This is a genomic window from Paenibacillus sp. MBLB1832 (assembly GCF_032271945.1).
Lineage (GTDB): Bacteria > Bacillota > Bacilli > Paenibacillales > NBRC-103111 > Paenibacillus_E > Paenibacillus_E roseopurpureus.
Genome location: NZ_CP130319.1, coordinates 5,287,052 through 5,303,717 on the forward strand (window position 1 = coordinate 5,287,052; position 16,666 = coordinate 5,303,717).

15 protein-coding genes and 1 riboswitch are annotated in these 16,666 nt (G+C 49.1%); of the genes, 5 read left to right on the forward strand and 10 right to left on the reverse strand.

Annotation, left to right across the window (positions count from 1 at the left end; genetic code table 11):
* Window positions 1–57: 57 nt before the first annotated feature.
* Window positions 58–2,253 carry an ATP-binding protein gene (locus MJB10_RS23840; RefSeq protein ID WP_314799360.1) on the reverse strand — a complete coding sequence of 732 codons (2,196 nt, stop codon included), beginning with the start codon at window positions 2,251–2,253 and terminating at the stop codon, window positions 58–60.
* 153 nt (window positions 2,254–2,406) lie between these two features.
* Here MJB10_RS23840 and MJB10_RS23845 point away from each other — a divergent pair, with 153 nt between their 5' ends.
* Both MJB10_RS23845 and MJB10_RS23850 read left to right on the forward strand, forming a co-directional pair.
* Window positions 2,407–3,501 (forward strand): GGDEF domain-containing protein, encoded by a 1,095-nt coding sequence (locus tag MJB10_RS23845; protein ID WP_314799362.1) that lies wholly within the window; start codon window positions 2,407–2,409, stop codon window positions 3,499–3,501.
* 150 nt (window positions 3,502–3,651) lie between these two features.
* Window positions 3,652–4,293 carry an SOS response-associated peptidase gene (locus MJB10_RS23850; RefSeq protein WP_314799364.1) on the forward strand — a complete coding sequence of 214 codons (642 nt, stop codon included), beginning with the start codon at window positions 3,652–3,654 and terminating at the stop codon, window positions 4,291–4,293.
* Between the two features lie 476 nt (window positions 4,294–4,769).
* Here the strand turns inward: MJB10_RS23850 and MJB10_RS23855 are convergent, their stop codons facing one another.
* The 3 genes from MJB10_RS23855 to MJB10_RS23865 all read right to left on the reverse strand — a co-directional run bounded on the left by MJB10_RS23855 (window position 4,770) and on the right by MJB10_RS23865 (window position 7,480).
* A complete protein-coding gene (locus MJB10_RS23855) occupies window positions 4,770–5,192 on the reverse strand; it encodes a DUF1284 domain-containing protein (protein ID WP_314799367.1) in 423 nt (140 codons plus the stop codon).
* Window positions 5,189–5,764 carry an NUDIX hydrolase gene (locus tag MJB10_RS23860; RefSeq protein WP_314799369.1) on the reverse strand — a complete coding sequence of 192 codons (576 nt, stop codon included), beginning with the start codon at window positions 5,762–5,764 and terminating at the stop codon, window positions 5,189–5,191. The genes MJB10_RS23855 and MJB10_RS23860 overlap by 4 nt, the downstream gene beginning before the upstream one ends.
* Window positions 5,765–6,067: 303 nt before the next feature.
* Window positions 6,068–7,480, reverse strand: a complete 1,413-nt coding sequence (locus MJB10_RS23865) for a hypothetical protein (protein ID WP_314799371.1) — start codon at window positions 7,478–7,480, stop codon at window positions 6,068–6,070.
* A 150-nt stretch (window positions 7,481–7,630) separates the two neighbouring features.
* On the opposite strand from MJB10_RS23865, the gene MJB10_RS23870 reads away from it, so the two are divergent.
* Window positions 7,631–7,846 (forward strand): hypothetical protein, encoded by a 216-nt coding sequence (locus tag MJB10_RS23870; RefSeq protein WP_314799374.1) that lies wholly within the window; start codon window positions 7,631–7,633, stop codon window positions 7,844–7,846.
* A 25-nt stretch (window positions 7,847–7,871) separates the two neighbouring features.
* Here the strand turns inward: MJB10_RS23870 and MJB10_RS23875 are convergent, their stop codons facing one another.
* The gene (locus MJB10_RS23875; protein WP_314799377.1) at window positions 7,872–8,414 is read right to left on the reverse strand and encodes a GNAT family N-acetyltransferase; all 543 of its coding nucleotides are present in this window, start codon (window positions 8,412–8,414) and stop codon (window positions 7,872–7,874) included.
* 180 nt (window positions 8,415–8,594) lie between these two features.
* Between MJB10_RS23875 and MJB10_RS23880 the strand changes: the two genes are divergently transcribed.
* Both MJB10_RS23880 and MJB10_RS23885 read left to right on the forward strand, forming a co-directional pair.
* Entirely contained in the window at window positions 8,595–10,061 is a 1,467-nt protein-coding gene (locus MJB10_RS23880) for an aminotransferase class V-fold PLP-dependent enzyme (protein WP_314799380.1), read from the forward strand.
* A 141-nt stretch (window positions 10,062–10,202) separates the two neighbouring features.
* Window positions 10,203–10,886, forward strand: coding sequence for a response regulator transcription factor (locus MJB10_RS23885; RefSeq protein ID WP_314799383.1), 684 nt, complete (start codon window positions 10,203–10,205; stop codon window positions 10,884–10,886).
* Window positions 10,887–10,906: 20 nt separating this feature from the next.
* Here MJB10_RS23885 and MJB10_RS23890 read toward each other — a convergent pair whose 3' ends face one another.
* The 5 genes from MJB10_RS23890 to MJB10_RS23910 all read right to left on the reverse strand — a co-directional run bounded on the left by MJB10_RS23890 (window position 10,907) and on the right by MJB10_RS23910 (window position 16,595).
* The gene (locus MJB10_RS23890; RefSeq protein ID WP_314799385.1) at window positions 10,907–11,851 is read right to left on the reverse strand and encodes a polysaccharide deacetylase family protein; all 945 of its coding nucleotides are present in this window, start codon (window positions 11,849–11,851) and stop codon (window positions 10,907–10,909) included.
* 26 nt (window positions 11,852–11,877) lie between these two features.
* Entirely contained in the window at window positions 11,878–12,138 is a 261-nt protein-coding gene (locus MJB10_RS23895) for a YqkE family protein (protein WP_314799388.1), read from the reverse strand.
* A 45-nt stretch (window positions 12,139–12,183) separates the two neighbouring features.
* A complete protein-coding gene (locus MJB10_RS23900; RefSeq protein WP_314799393.1) occupies window positions 12,184–14,019 on the reverse strand; it encodes an APC family permease in 1,836 nt (611 codons plus the stop codon).
* Between the two features lie 112 nt (window positions 14,020–14,131).
* Window positions 14,132–14,283: riboswitch (cyclic di-AMP (ydaO/yuaA leader) on the reverse strand.
* A gap of 172 nt (window positions 14,284–14,455) precedes the next feature.
* Window positions 14,456–15,685, reverse strand: a complete 1,230-nt coding sequence (locus MJB10_RS23905; protein WP_314799396.1) for an NAD(P)/FAD-dependent oxidoreductase — start codon at window positions 15,683–15,685, stop codon at window positions 14,456–14,458.
* Window positions 15,686–15,830: 145 nt separating this feature from the next.
* Window positions 15,831–16,595: an EcsC family protein gene (locus tag MJB10_RS23910; protein WP_314799398.1), complete on the reverse strand. Its 765-nt coding sequence runs from the start codon at window positions 16,593–16,595 to the stop codon at window positions 15,831–15,833.
* Between the last annotated feature and the right edge of the window lie 71 nt (window positions 16,596–16,666).

Consider the following 16,666-nt stretch of genomic DNA (forward strand, 5'->3'; position numbering starts at 1 on the left):
TCACATTGTGTACCTTTTTCTATTATAATTGGAAACTCTCTGGATGACTATAGGGAATTAAAAGTCTTCCCACTCTTGACGAGCAAGAATTTTACCAGATTTCTGCAATTCATGTCGAATCGATTTAATAATATGTCCCATGCGAATCGGCTCACCCGTTTCTGCGGCCAAGAAAGCGGAGGAAAGCACGACGTTTTTGATATTTCCTCCTGCGATCTCGTAGCGCTGCGCAAGATATTTGAAATCCACATCATCGCTGAGCGGCGCCGATGGCGGGAACATGGACTGCCATATTTTCTCCCGATATTCACTATCAGGGAACGGATATTTAATGACGTAATTGATCCGCCGCAGGAAAGCCTCATCAATGTTGTTTAGTAGATTGGTAGCGAGCACGGTGATCCCTTGGTACTCTTCCATTTTCTGAAGCAGATAGGCCGTCTCGATGTTCGCATATTTATCGTGCGAGTCTTTCACTTCAGACCGCTTACCGAAAAGCGCATCCGTTTCGTCGAAAAACAGCACGGCGTTGCTCATCTGCGCTTCTTCAAAAATTTCGTGCAGATTTTTCTCGGTTTCCCCAATATATTTGGAAATCACTTGAGAGAGATCGACCTTGTACAGCTCCAGCTGCAAATCGCCCGCAACTACCTGCGCTGACATTGTCTTCCCTGTCCCTGGCGGGCCTGCGAACAGCATGCTCAGGCCTTTGCCGTAGGCGAGCTTCTTCTCGAAGCCCCATTGGCTGTATACGACGCCGCGATACTTCACTTGATTGCACGCGTTGCGGAGCTGATCCTTCTGCTCGGGCGGGAGGATCACATCCCCCCACCCGTAGCGCGGTTCAATGCGCGTCGCCTTGCGCTCCAGCTTATGCTGCACCTGCTGGTAGCACGCCTTATACAGCGCGTCGCTGCGCAGCACAGGCGCGTTATCCTTGGCAGGCTCCTGCTGCCAAGCCGAGTATCCGCGAGCGAGCGTGAGCGCGCGGCGAATCTGCCCCGGGGTGAAGCGGAATTTGCCGCTCATCACCCGGTAGTCCACATCCGCGCCGAGACCCAGCTCTTGCGCGAATGTTAACCAAAGGCGCTCGCGGCCGCCTTCGTCCGGCACGGTGAGCTCATGCTCAAGGAGCAGGCGCTCCTTGGGCTTCCAGCTCAGCCGATTGTGTCGCTCGGCGAGGAGGAACACCAGGCCCCCGTAGCCGTCCAGCAGCTCGTGGAACCGCGCGAGCCGCTGCTGCGCCGCCAGATCCGGCTCGGCGGGGTAGAGCACTTCCAGCCGTGTGAAGCACAACACGGCTTGGTGAAGAATCGCTTCGCGTAGAATGACGCTGATCGATTCTTCAAATCTTGCCGCATGCAGCTGCACATCGGCAAGATTCACCAGCAGCAGCGGTTTCTTGAAGGAGCGGCAGAGATGCTGCACCTGCAGCTTTTTGCCAGCGCCTGCATGCCCCCAGATATGGAAGGCCAGCCTTTTGCGCTCATGGAGAGGCGCCTCAAATATCTCTTCAATAAAGTTGCGCAGCCTGAGCTGAAAATCCTCTTGCACAAGCAGCGGAGGGAGTTCACTGTCTGGGTAAACGATTTCCACCGCTGGCTTCAATTTCGGATCGAGTTCACCAGAATCCAATAGGAAGGTGATCATCCGCTTGTCCAGCTGCAGCAGCTTGGATAACAGCGTCTGACCCGCCACTTCTGGGGCATCCTGGTTAAGGAAATACCGTGCCAGCTTGCCTTCTGGCGCCATGAAGGTCATGCGTGCTGCGCGCATTTCCTCGGGACTCTGACAAGCCACTTGCAGCGCGAGGGAGATGTTGGGCATTTTGCAAGTAAGATCATCCAACAAGAACCCAAAGATACGCTCATATTTCCGATCGAGCTCGACGGCAAGCCCAAGCATCACAAAGCGCTCCTCAATCAGTGAAAGACCGAATACGGAGGACAGATACGTTAATGGAAGGAACACGCCAGATTTGCTGCTCGCTTCGCGGCGAAAGGCGATTTCAGCTTCCAGCTGCCCAATCACTTCCCGTGCTTCTTGTTCGTCCTCCCCCTCTTCCTCGATACGAAATCGACCGATTAGGCGCAGAAATTCATCCTCGGACACAAACATGCCCCTGAACGAATCGGTTTGCGGATCAGGCGTGAGCCTTTGCCTGCGCTTGTAGAGGAGCTCTAGCTTTTTATCTAGCAATTGGAGTTCATCCTTATAATGCTCCCATGCGTGTACATACCCTTGAAGAGTCATAATCCTCCCTGTTGCATCGCTATATTTATACCACCTTCAACGCTATGAAAACTAAATCTCTTGCATTTACAGGTGGTTATTCTTTACAATATTAGGATAAGGCACAAATTAAATCGACACCTACTGCCCTGAAAGGAAAGTGGCCGCCTGTTCATGGAACAATTTCCAGCACATGATCCGACTTGGAATCGCAAACTAATCCTCATGTTGTGGTGGATTCTCATCATTTATGAGGTTGCTGCTTTATTCGCACTCTTTTTTGAAATGCACGAGCAGCCTTCGAATTGGTTAGATGAATTTGTTACATTTCAACTTTTCCCTACGATCTTGCAGCTACTCCTTATGGGACTTGGATATTTGTCGCTTCACTTTCTGAAAGCCTACAGTGATTTTATCATGATCCTATGGACCATGACCATGGTTAGTATATTTATACTAGCCATCCCTGAAATGGCACGTAGCTACGAGCTGATCAGCATTTCTATTCTACTAGCCTCCATCTATTTTCAGAAAAAATATGTGATCTTCGCTTACAGTTCAGGTGTTATTTTTTTAATTGGCTTGATAGTAATTCAAATTTTCGTTAGCGGACAATCGATTACTCCATATGAAATTATCGTTTCTCTTACCATTCTGACAGCGACAGCACTTTTATGCTTTACGATTATGGGGCGCGGTCTCGCGCTGCTAGCTCAATTGAAAGATTCGATCGTGCGTGAGCAGGATCTTCTGATTCGGAATGTCATGATTGACCGTCTTTCCAAAGTCGATGCCTTGACGGAGCTATTCAATCACCGATCGTTTCAGGAACATACGGACCATCTCATCTCGCATATGCCTCACGATACACCGATTGAGCTTGCGCTAATGGACATTGATAACTTCAAACAAATTAACGATAACTACGGTCATTGGGTTGGCGATGTTGTGCTTAAGACGATCGGTAACATACTCAAAGAAGGGCTTGGCCCTGATGATATGTCCTTCCGGTATGGCGGCGAGGAATTCGCCGTATTGTTCGTTGGGAAATCGAGCGCAGAAGTGGTCGCTATCTGTGAGAAATTGATGCAAACGATTCGTGAAACAATCATCCCCGAAATGCCGGATCAGAAGCTCACGATGAGCATCGGACTTGCCTCCTATAATCGAAACACAATGAAGAAAGCATGGTTTCAACTTGTCGACGAATGCTTGTACAAAGCAAAGCGCAATGGCAAAGACTGCATCCATGTTCATGCCGCAGAATAAAAAGTAAAGAACCGAGAGCGAGTTGCTCTCGGTTCTTTTTGTTTGGGCGCGCAGGCATGCCCCGTTTGGAAAAAAGTGTTAAGCCTCATACATGATTTGGTTGTCGATGGAAAATAATGATAATAACCAAAATCCATTGAGGTGATAATCATGTGTCATTCCATAGCCATTCTGGCTGATGTTCAAGAAGTCATGAAACAATTCCGCGTCGATCGACTGCTCTCCTACAGCGCCACTCGCTATGAAGTACGTCCTACCGAATCCATTTCTGCGATCATGATGAATCGGAAAGGCGAGCGACTACTGGATGAGTTCCGTTGGGGATTAATGCCCTTCTGGGCCAAAGATGCGGTGTGCGGCGAGCGCAACTCCATCTTCTCGAACGTCGTGTTCGAGCGTATCGTCCAAAAGCAGCGGTGCATTATTCCATGCAGCAGCTTCTATGTGGGCATCGGCGAGGGGAAAGAGACGGAGTGGATTCGTTTTAAAATGCGAAGCGGTACGTTCGGTATTGCAGGCCTCTACGATGTGTGGAAAGCGCCTAACGGCGAGGAGGAGCTGCGCACCTGCATGATGCTGATGACGGAGCCGAATGCCGTAGTATCGCCATATCACGCAAGTATGCCAGCCATTTTGGATGAGGAAAACATGGAGAAATGGCTGCAATCCGATCAGAGAGACAGCCGCCTATTGCGCTCTTACTTGCAGCCGATCGACGATCTGCTGATGGTTTCCAATCATCTCAGCTCTCCAGCGGAGAAGCTGGAGCTCGGCGTGGGTGTCGTGATTTGAAAAAGGCGTGCAAACTGGGGACAGTTTGCACGCCTTTTTGCAGGGAAACAACCCGCTATGCGCAGCGGGTTGGGGGCTCGGCCCCTGTAGCTTAGAGATAGTCGACTTCTCCGACTATCTCAGGGCAATTCGGCCCTGCTGCTTAGAGATAGTCGACTTCTCCGACTATCTCAGGGCAATTCGGCCCTGCTGCTTGGAGATAGTCGACTTTTCCGACTATCTCAGGGCGATTCGGCCCCTGCAGCTCGGAGATAGTCGACTTTTTCGACTATCTCAGGGCGATTCGGCCCCTGCAGCTCGGAGATAGTCGACTTTTTCGACTATCTCAGGGCGATTCGACCCCTGCAGCTTGGAGATAGTCGACTTTTTCGACTATCTCAGGGCGATTCGGCCCCTGCAGCTTGGAGATAGTCGACTTTTTCGACTATCTCAGGGCGATTCGACCCCTGCGGCTTGGAGATAGTCGACTTTTTCGACTATCTCTTCGTTACAGGCGGCAGAGCGCCGCCCTCTCCGATGATACGAACACCATCCGCGCATACACCATATGGTTCCCAGCGACAAGTTGCGCATAAGTTGGAGATGTCGGTCGGTTTGATTAGACTGGCCACCTGGCTGCAAATGCTGGACCAGCTCCGTTCCATGCCGACTTCCAGTCCTAGTTTCGCTGCAATTTCTGCATCCCGAAGGTAGACGGTGCGATTCTCACAATGCGGGTCGGCATCCTTGGGGAACGCCGCACAGAGGTCATCGGGGCCGAGAATCAGCCGAATCATCGTATCAGGCTCTTGGCGCAGCTGCTCGTAAATAGTCGTCATATTCTCACAAAACGCCGGCGAATAGCCCATGCCGCGATAGCCCAATAAGCAGAGTAGATGGTGCCCACGAAGTTGGATCATAGGCGATTCACCTTTGCCGTACGGTACAGACCGTATCCCGCCATGTGAACAATCGGATCTTGATCCTCCACTAGACCATCACTATTCGAATGCAACGCAACGTCAATCAACCATTTGGTAAAATCGGCTACTGGCAGCGATGCCATTTCTTCGAGACTGTAGAAACCAGCAGCATCGACCTCTACACCATCTGGCTGCGGTGTTCCCCCGATATAGTCCATTTCAAAAGCAAGATACACATTATGTATGCCCCTCGGCAAATCACGCACCGCCACTAATTTAGATACCTTCGCCTGAACACCGCATTCCTCCATGACTTCACGTTCGATCGTCGCTTGAATGGGCTCATGCTGCTCAATATAGCCGCCTGGGTTCGTCCATCTCCCCTTGCCTGGCTCCTGCGCCCGGCGTACGAGCAGTATTTTCTCATCTTTGATCACGAGAGCACCAACTCCGATGCTATAGTTTCCCCAGTGAACATAGCTGCATGATGTACATGCCCGTCTTGGGGTTCCATCCACTTCACGCGTTTCCATGGCAGCTCCGCAGCTCATGCAGAAATTAACTTCCATTTTTGTTTCAGCTCCCTTAGGTCATACTTATCTATATGCAAGCTTACTTCGAAAGATGGACATAGGCAAGAGATGTGCTCGGATTAGCAAATGCTGACGCTGGCGGTGGATGGTTAATCTTCAAACTGCGCCGATAGGGTTATTTGGATCGAGACTAGGTGGCTTTGGACAAATCAAGTGAAAGAGGCTCGCTCGTTTTAGGGTAATCTATTGGGTTGAAAAAAGTAGAGAGCTAGCTAATGAACGCGTCATCGAAATAAACGCAGCCATCCCCTAGGACGACTGCGTTTATTCATTCAATGACTACACTAAAACCATCGCCACAACTGTCGTCACCGCGAGGCCAATAAGCACGGGCTTCAGGTTGCGCCGCGCCAACTCGAACGGGCTCACGCCGCAGATCGCTGCGGCTGGGATGAGCGCCCACGGAATCAACGTCCCGCCGCCCACCCAGATCGCTGCAACTTGCCCCAACGCGGTCAACACTGCGGCACCAGAGCCGATGGCGGTTGCAAACAGCTGCGCGATGGAGCCTGCGAGCGAGATGCCAGAGAAGCCGGAGCCATCAAGTCCTGTAATGGCACCGACAACAGTGAGCGTGACGGCGCCGACTGCACCATTCAGCGGCACGAGATCCGCGAGTGCGACACCAAGATCGTTCACGATACCGTGTGAACCTTCTGGCAATATTTTACCGAACATATCCGTAAGTGCCGAGTCCCCTAAATAGAAGAACGCCGCAATCGGAATGACGGGTCCGAACACTTTGAAACCGAATACAAAACCTTCGATGAGATAGGACGTCACTCTCTCTACGCCTTCATTCCGATGAGCGAGCAAGGTGACAGCGATTAAAATAAACACCGCAGTGCCTCCAACCAGAGCCGTCGCATCGCCGCCTTGCAAATTCAAGACGAACATCGCGATAACATCGAGCGCAAATAAGACGGGAATTACGATGGCCAGCACATTTTTTAAACGCTCGCTAATAAACACTTTGGACGCTTGATCTGTTGCAACGAGGTCGTCTGTTTCTTCTAAACGAGAATCGATTAACCCGCTGCGCCATGTCCCCTTCTTTATATCGCGGCGCATGAACCAGAACGCGGTGATCGTCGTAACGAGCCCCATGACTATCACCAGCGGCACACTCGCTTCCATGACCGAAGCTACAGGCAAGCCCGCGGCATCCGCAGTTAATTTAGGCGCTCCTTGAATGATATAATCCCCGGAAAGGGCAATTCCGTGCCCGAACAAGTTCATAGCCATCGCCGCTCCCAGCGCAGGCAAGCCCACACGCACAGCGACTGGCAGCAACACCGCGCCAATCAGCGCCACCGCAGGTGAAGGCCAGAAAAACCAAGATGTCACCATCATAATGACGCCGATTCCCCAGAAGGCTAGGGCCGGCGTTCGCAGAAATTTGGTCAGCGGCGCCACCATGGTTTCGTTAATTCCCGTGCGAATCAGCACACGGCTCATGGCGACAATGATCGAGATAATCATGATCGTGCCCATCAACTCTTTTGTTGCATAGATAAAGCTGTTAAACACACCTGAAACCGATCCGCTCAACGTCTCTGTCGCAAGCAGACCCAGCGCAAAAATACCAACAACACAAATCATCGTTGTATCCCTGCGTTTAATAAGAAGCGCTAAAATAAAGCCAATGAACACTAAATAGACCCAATGAATCGGCATTAGTTGAATATCCATCTTACAGATCACCCTCTCAGCCTAAGCAGCAATTGGTGCTACATTGTATGCTCGGCTAGGCATAGGCGTTCGTCTAGATTCGGCCTTTTCTGCGTCTTATGGTATTATGTAAGGAACGAATTCATTGATGTTAGGGGACCTTATTCACTTATGGCAAGGAATCAACGATTACATACCGATGCAGATTTTCAAGAGGCGATAGAGCGTGGGGCGGTCTTGCGTGTGTTCAAGGATGACCACATTGTCGATTCCAATGCCACCCTCTTGCGATTCAGCGATACGACCATTGTCGTTCAAACGCGGGTCAGCGAGTTGACCTATTATGACCGGGCGGCTTGCGAGTTTTTTGAGATGAAAAAAAGATAAAGCGCCGCCTTTAGGGCGAGCGCTTTTAGATTTCTTCTGACGGATTGATCAAAGCTAACACTTGATGATCTTCCCATACCCCGTTAATCTTCACGTTGCTGCGTGAGATTCCTTCTTTGTGAAAACCAGCCTTCTCGAGAACTCGAATGGATCCAGGATTACTCGGCGAGGCTTCACCAACAATCCGATGAAACTTTAACTCGTCAAAGGCATATTGGGCCACCCGTTTAACCGCTTCCGTCGCATACCCTCTACCATTATAGGCCTGATCCAGATTGTAACCAATCATGCAGCTCTGGAGCGCTCCTCTCATCACAAAATTCAACCCAATTTGGCCGAAAATTCGACCATCCTCCTCCAAACAAATAACGAAGGAATATCTCTTATCCGCGTCCCTATCTTCTTTACTTTTCAAAATGGCTTGGAGCTGGTGCTCTTCCGTATAGTACGCCTCGGGCGGTTTTGGCGAATGCTTCTCAAAGAAATCCCTGTTACGCTTGAACATCGCTGTTAGTTCTGCGGCGTCCGCATCCTCAGTGTACCGAATGTAAATGTGCTGTTCAGACATGTTGTTGACCATCCCTCTCGAAATATCTTGAACCCTTTCCCCCCTAATATTTCAGAAATATTTTAAAAAAACAAGATAAAGTAGTCATAAATCCACTATATAAAAAATTTATCTAATAAAGTAGACTGTTATTCTATACCTATACGACACAATACAAACACCCTGGAGGTATAAATCGAGATGTCAACATTAGAGCAATTTTTCCACGCCTATCGCAAATATGTGATTGGAATTGAGCACCGGTATGAAACGCCATATGGTTGGAAAAATATGATTTACGCTGATTGGACGGCAAGCGGCCGTTTATATACGCCGATTGAGAAGAAGATGACGGAGATCGTTGGGCCTTTTATGGCGAATACACATACAGAAGCAAGCGCTGCCGGGGAAATGATGAGCAACTGGTACCGGCATGCAAGGCGGATTATCAAAACACATGTCAATGCCGATTTGGAACAAGATGTGTTGTTGACCAGCGGTTCCGGAACGACTGGCGTCATTAATGTTTTTCAGCGTATCTTGGGGTTGCGTGTGCCAGAATCAGTGCGTTGTCAGATCAGATTGAAGGAAGAAGACCGCCCATTGGTGATCGTTACTCATATGGAACACCACTCGAATCATACGTCATGGCTTGAAACCACTGCGGATGTCATGGTGCTGAAGCCGGATACCGATGGGAATATCAGCTTAACCAACTTGAAACTTCTGTTGGAAGAGAATCGCCACCGCAAGTTGATTATCGGGGCGTTCACAGCTTGTTCCAATGTGACGGGCGTATCCACGCCGTATTATCAAATGGCAAAACTATTGCACACCTACAACGGGCTTTGTTTTGTGGACTTTGCAGCAGCCGCTCCCTATGTGAACATAAACATGCACCCCGAAGACCCCTTGGAACGATTGGACGCCATCTACTTTTCCCCTCACAAGTTTCTTGGAGGCCCAGGCAGCTGTGGTGTATTACTTTTCGATAAAAAACTTTATCAGAATGGGATCCCGGATGCCGTTGGAGGCGGTACGGTGAAATGGACGAATCCCTGGGGGGAGAAATCGTACTGCGACGATATCGAAGAACGTGAACATGGCGGAACGCCAGGCATCCTTCAAGTCATTCGCGTAGCGCTTTGTCTCAAGCTAAAGGAACAGATGGGCTTGAAATCCATCCATGAGCGAGAAAACGAGCTGCTTGACATCGTATTTAAGGGATTGAAAAGAAACCCGCATATTCATATGCTTGAGCCGGAAAAAAGTGCACGTCTCGGCATTATTTCCTTCTACTCAGAAACGATCCATTACAACCTTTTTACCAAACTGTTAAGCGATCGATTTGGGATTCAAGCGCGGGGCGGTTGCTCCTGTGCTGGAACTTACGGGCACTATTTGCTGGATATTGATAAAGAGTTCTCCAAGCAAATCACCAATCGTATTGATGCCGGATATATGGATGTGAAACCGGGGTGGGTGCGCATTTCCTTGCATCCCGTCATGACCAATAAGGAAGCTCATGAAATTGTACATGCCATATCCGAAGTAACCCAACATTATGACAGCTGGAAAATGGATTACGAGTACGATAGGAATACCAATCAATTCGTGCATATCGGTTTCCAGCACTCGAATGATATTTACTCTTTCTTTGCCGTGTAATCGCATCATAACGGACTGCCTGCAGGGAACATTCGCTTGCAGGTAGTCTGTTTCTTATTCGGCAGGAATGCATGTTCCCTATGAAGAAAGAAATAGTAACATCTTACGACATACTTCTAGAAAAACTTAAGGCGGGATAGGATGAAACAAATTTTGGTTGTTGAGGACGATACGACAATCTCCCTCGTATTAAAGGCATATTTGGAAAGAGAGCACTATTCCGTCCGTCAGGCTTATACCTGTCAAGAAGCAAAGGATATGTTCGAATCGCATTCACCGGATCTCATCCTAATGGACATCACACTGCCGGATGATTCTGGATGGAATCTCCTGCAATTTGTCCGTGCACGAAGCGCTTGCCCAGTTATTATGCTGACGGCGTTAGGAACAATCCAAGATAAATTGCAAGGTCTGAAACAAGGGGCAGATGACTATATCACAAAACCTTTTATCGGCGAAGAAATTACCGCCAGAGTCGATGCGGTGCTGCGACGCTCAACTCGCGTGTTTGAGCAGGAAGACGCGAAATATTTTGGCAGCTTAAAAGTAAATTTTAAATCGCATTCCGTGCAGTTGAATGGAACCGAACTTCGTTTCACGCCGAAAGACCTGGATCTTCTGCTCTATTTACTGAATCACCCCAATCAAACAATGACAAGAGAACAACTGATTGAGAATGTATGGGGGTTCGATTATGAAGGAAGCGAGCGAGCGGTCGATCTAGCGATTAACCGGATTCGGCAAACGCTGCGGGACTGGCGTACAGAGGAAGGAGAGATTACTACAATAAGAGGATTGGGGTACCAAGCACGTGTCAAAATCTAACGTGTAAATCTAACGTAAAGTCACTCCAGCTCCATAGTCGCTAATTGCACAAACCGAAAGCCCGCTCTCCGCAGCTCGGGGATCGCTTGAATCACACCCTCTGCCGTTTCTTTCTCGGGATGATTCATATGCGCAAGCACAATGGAGCCGCTTGGCGCCTTCATTAGCGCGTTGTAGACCTGTTTCGTATTATATGTCGCCCCCGCATCGCCCAGCACGGAGTAGCCTGCAAGCTCGAAGCCAAGATCATGGGCGATAGATACCGCCACATCATCGTAAAAGGCCGTACCCGAACGGAAAAAATGAGGCCGCTTGCCCGTCAATTTCTCGATCTGATTCGCGTTGTCATTCATTTCATGAATGGCTTCTTGGACGTTCTTCGTACCTGCGATCCCATAGGCAGGCTTGCCATTCACAGATAAGGGCCGATGCTCAGTGCCATGATTCTCGATTTCAAATAACGGATTGGCGGCCAGCGCCGCAAAGATGCTCGGATTAGCAGCAATCCATCTACCGTTGATGAATAGTGTCGCAGGGATCTGCTCCTGGATCAAAAACTGGATCAGCTTCTCGTCGTAGCCGCTTCCGTCTTTGCCTCCACAGGCATCAAACGTGAGCGCAATGATTTTCTCCTTCGTATGTAACCGTTCTTTCACACCAGAGATATGTTCTCCCCATTTAGCAGGGACGGCCTTGGCATAACGGTTCAGCAAATTTTGCTCTAACGACGCAGAAGCCGCAATGGTCGCAGTAGCTGTCGGCTGCAGCGAGGGCTGCGGTGCGGGCATCGTTGTGACCTGTGGCGCAACCTGCGCGCTCACTTGCGGCGTCACCTGTTTCGTAGCTTCAGGCGTCACAGCAGCCTTCTCCTGCATAGCCCCTTGCTCCGTCGCTTGCGCAGTCTCCTGCGCAACGTCAATGCCCTCCGCCTGACATGCTGAAAGCGCAACTGCCGAGCCAAGCAAAAAAAGGAGGCACTTCGTGCGCCCCCTCATTTATGCTTACGCCAATCCAAGTTGCTTTTCTCCAGCTGATAGGCAAAATCATTTTCCAGCCGCTTCTCTTCCGCCTTACGAGCCGCTTCCGCCTTCGCTCTCTCTGCGTCTTTCTTCGCTTGCTCTTCCGCTTTCATCGCGTCAGCCTGAGCTTTGAGTCCTGCCAAAACATCAGGGCGAAGAAGATCCTTCAGCGTTGCTGGTTTATCTTGCACGCTAGGGGAAGCTGGCGTCATTTTAGCTTTCTTTTTCACCATAATAAGGTCACCTCTTTAACTCCATCTCCCTATTAGTTTACACGTCTATTCATGTAAATGATACGGCACAGTTGCAACAACGATATCCTTTTCCGATTGCAGCTTGGAGCGAATACGCGCCGCAGACTGATTATGAAGCAGACGATGCCACCATTTTTTCGGGATGAATTGCGGTAGAATCACCATGATCGATTGCTTTTCAGACACATGCGTGTCGATGCGTTCAATGAACTCAGCGAGCGGTTTCAAGATCGTTCTGTACCGCGATTTGAACACAACGAGTCGAACACCTGGATCCCAAATGTTCCATTTCTCCTGCATCGCTTCCTCATCTTCATCGGAGAAGGATACATAGAAGGCAATCACGTTAGGCGACAGCGACTTCGCGTAGTTCAAGGTTTGTTCAACAGCACGATGAATCCCAGCTACAGGTACGATAATGACAGGCTCTTTGGTGCAGACGCGGTCTTGTGTAATATCGATGCGCAGCTGTTTGGCAACATCGTCGTAATGGTGACTGATTTTCGTAATAATCCCCAAAAGAATCGGCGTTATCAGAATGACAATCCAAGCACCCTCGCTAAATTTGGTAACAGAGAAAATGATAAGAACAGCTAGAGAAACAATGCCGCCTAAGCCGTTAATCATCAACTTTCCGATCCAGCCAGGTACGCGTTCTCTTAACCATTTCCGAACCAAACCGGTCTGAGCCAGTGTAAAAGAGAGAAATACGCCGATCGCATAAAGCGGAATGAGCGCATCGGTTTTACCTTTAAAACCAACGAGAAGTAAGCTCGCTAATACACCTAACGTGATAATACCATAGTGATAAGAAAGTCGATCGCCGCGGTAAGAGAACATTCTTGGAAAGTTCTTGTCCTGGGCCATAATCGAAGCTAAAATCGGGAAACCATTAAAGCTTGTGTTCGCTGCGAGTACGAGAATCAGCATCGTCGCGATTTGTGTAGCATAGTACATGGCGCCGCGGCCAAAGGCTTGCTCTGTCACCATCGAAAGCACGGATGTATGACCATTAGGATCAGGTACAATCCCGTAGCCCAAAGCGATAAGCGTCACCCCGCCGAAGACGATAGCCAACAGACCACCTAGTGAGATCAGTGTACGCTTTGCATTTTTCACCGATGGTGTGCGGAAGTGAGGTACGGCATCAGAGATTGCTTCGATCCCTGTGACAGCTGAACAGCCCGACGAGAATGCTTTCAGTAGTACGAATAACGTTAATGAGTTCGTTGCAGAGCTCGGTACAAATTCGATGGCCTGCGTATTAAGCGACCCGGTTAGTAAATCATATACACCTTTCCCTACTAGCAAAAGGATACAAAAAATAAAGAAGTAAGTTGGAATTGCAAACACGGTTCCTGATTCAGATGTGCCTCGTAAATTAAGCCAAACCATCACCCATACTAGAAATAATGTTAGCGGAACGATATACGGTACAGCGGACGGAAAAGCGGACGTGATCGCCTGCACACCGGCTGATATCGAAACAGCTACAGTCAGTGTGTAATCAATCAAGAGGGATACACCAGTTAATCTTCCCCAGACCATGCCCAAATTTTCTTTGGTCACCATATAAGCGCCGCCGCCCATTGGGTACGCTTCAATCACTTGCCTATAGCTGAGTACGAGCAATAGAATCAAGGCAATAATCGAAACCGCAATAGGTAGAGAGAACGCAAATGCGGCAACGCCTACGGTTGCGAGCTCTAACAAAATTTGTTCCGTACCATAAGATACAGAGGATAGCGCATCCGAGGATAGGATCGGAAGTGCTTTCCAAACAGGCATCTTCTCCGACTCCAACTCGCTGGATTTCAGCGGCTTACCAAACACAATCTTTTTCAATGAATCGCTTGTCATTTCGTGGACGTTCCTCCAATAAAACTAGTCTCAACTGAACATCGTATTTCTATAGTTCTCAAAATTGACGCAAAAAAACACAAGGATCGACCTTGTGTTATAGACACATGTTCTCCTTTCTCACGATCGCTTACGAGGTTAGCTGTCGGATTCGGGCCGCGAGAAATCTGCCCTAAAAGGTACCCTGGATCAGCACCTTCATTCACCCCATGTAACACGTGGTTCCCCCGCTTTTCGTATCAGAAAATTAAGCGAAATATTCAACTGTTCAGGTACGAGTTGAATACTACTCTCTTCTTCCCACATAGTAAAGGATGGAATAATCCTAAAAAGCTTCTTTCCACCTTCCGTATGACTCAATAATTCGCTTACAATCATATGATTCGTTCATTTTCTCCCGATCTCGCACGGACTCGGCATATTTTAGTAAAAATGATTAATTCGGTACATGATAATTGCGGTTTGCCCCTTTTTGTTTCCAAATCATCTTCTTCCAAATGAGCGGAATGCCGCCGATAAGGAATAAATAACGGGCATCAATCATTTTTTTGATGAAGGAGGCCCAGCGCCCTTTCACTTTCTTCACTTTGAGCAAGCCCACAGCGTCCCAGCGCCCTAATGAAGCTACGGTGCCTTTGTAATCATAGACGAAGGGTTTAAGCTCCTTGCCCCGCACCGTTTGCAAAATGTTCCGAGCCGCATTGTAACCTTGTTGAACAGCAATTTGCGCATTCGCAGGATAGGGGGTTCCCTCGGGGCTGGTCACAATCGAACAATCGCCTGTGATATACGTGTCAGGGAATTGATACGACCTCAAATAGGGGTCCACCTTCACCCTTCCGCGCTGCACATCAAATCCCGCCTCCTGCAGCAAGGAATTGCCGCGAATACCGCCTGCCCATACAATCGTACCTGTCCGGATGAGCTCGCCGCTATCTAAAATGACCCCCTCTGGCGTACACGCTTTTATTGCGGTCGAAAGCTTATACTGCACGCCTTTGCGGCGCATCACATCCATCCCGTAGGCGATTAAATCATCGGGCAAACCTGGGGGCAGCGCAGAAGGCGATGCTTCCACATTATAAATGCGGACATGGGCTGGATCGACATCGAATTTCCGACACAGAAAAGGGATGCGGTCGGCCAGTTCACCGACAAACTCCGTACCCGTAAACCCCGCGCCGCCAACGACAAACGTCAGGTAATCTTTGCGATTCGGCACCATTTTGGACTTAGCAAACATGTAAGAGATATGCTGCCGGATGAAGCGAACGCTATTGATGCTTTTGATCGACATGGCATATTCGCGCATCCCTGGAATACCGAACGTTTCGGTTTCACTGCCCAGACCAATCACCAAATAGTCGTAGGTAAGGACAGAATCCTCCAGGACAACCTTCTTCTCCGCGGGCAAAATTTGCTGAACCGTCGACTTCTTGAACTGAATTTTCCGTTCATCGATTAAATCCGAAATCGCAACACGCGCATTCTCATGATGATCCGTGCCAGCAGCTGGCATATGCAGGTGAGTCGTCATGTAATGATACTCATGTTTATTGACGAGGGTCACGTCCATCTCTCTTCTTCTCATTTTCTTCTGCAGACGAATCGCCGTGACAAGACCGCCATAGCCTGCTCCTAGAATGACAATGTGGGGTTTGCTCATATCCTCAACACTCCTCTGATTGTGAAATAAATCACATATATGCTTGTGAAAATAATCACATATCACTTCACAAGGCGAGCCGATAACCGGCTCTTTATTAGCTTATGCGTGATTTCCACGGAAATAACTCATCGGATAACTAAATTTAAATAAATCCGCAATTCGCCTTATCCTGCAAGCTGCGCAGCCGAAAACAGTTCATCCCTGCGACGCCTAACTCTTCCAATAGGCCAAAGTTCGCCCACGCGCCGACCACGGCCCCGATGCCGGGGATAAGCTGCAGCATTTTACGAAAATCAATCGTATCTCGGTACTCCTGCTGTAGTTGCAGCCAGTCGATCTGTTTCGCATAGTCCACCGCTGGCGGGAAGGTTTGGGATATGACAGGCCAGTTCTTAATCGTACGCAGCAGTTCTGGCTTCTTCTTCGAGCTGGAGAATGCCAGCTGAAATACGTACAGAATGAACAAACGCTCGCGATAATCCTTGGTAGAGTAGCCGTAAATATGCGCTAATTCAAAAAGGAACTTGATTTTGATCCCGATGAGAATCGGAAAATCAGCCAATCCCAGCAGAATGCCGCCTGCTCCCGTTCCAGCGCCTTCGGCGGCAGCGATTTTTTTGTACAGAGACAGCAATTCCTCCGCCTTCGCATCGCGATCCCCCAAAGACAGTCCCCGAAGCGGTTCCGAGGAGGGCATATAACCTACACCGAACAAGGTCGTCTGCACGATGCCTTTGACCGTTGCCGTAATCGTGTTATGGACTTTCTCCGGGATCACTTGATTGATGCGGTTTTGAACCAACTTGGATGCACGCTCAATCAGGTTAGGCTGTCTCTGCAGCCGTATTTCCCACCGTTTCAGCTTCCGCTCAATCTGCTGTTCGTAGATGGTGTACGTTGGTTCCACTGTCTCACCGCCGCTCATTATCGTCGTTAGTTAAGTATAGTATACCGCGGAAATAGGCTCAAGATGACGAA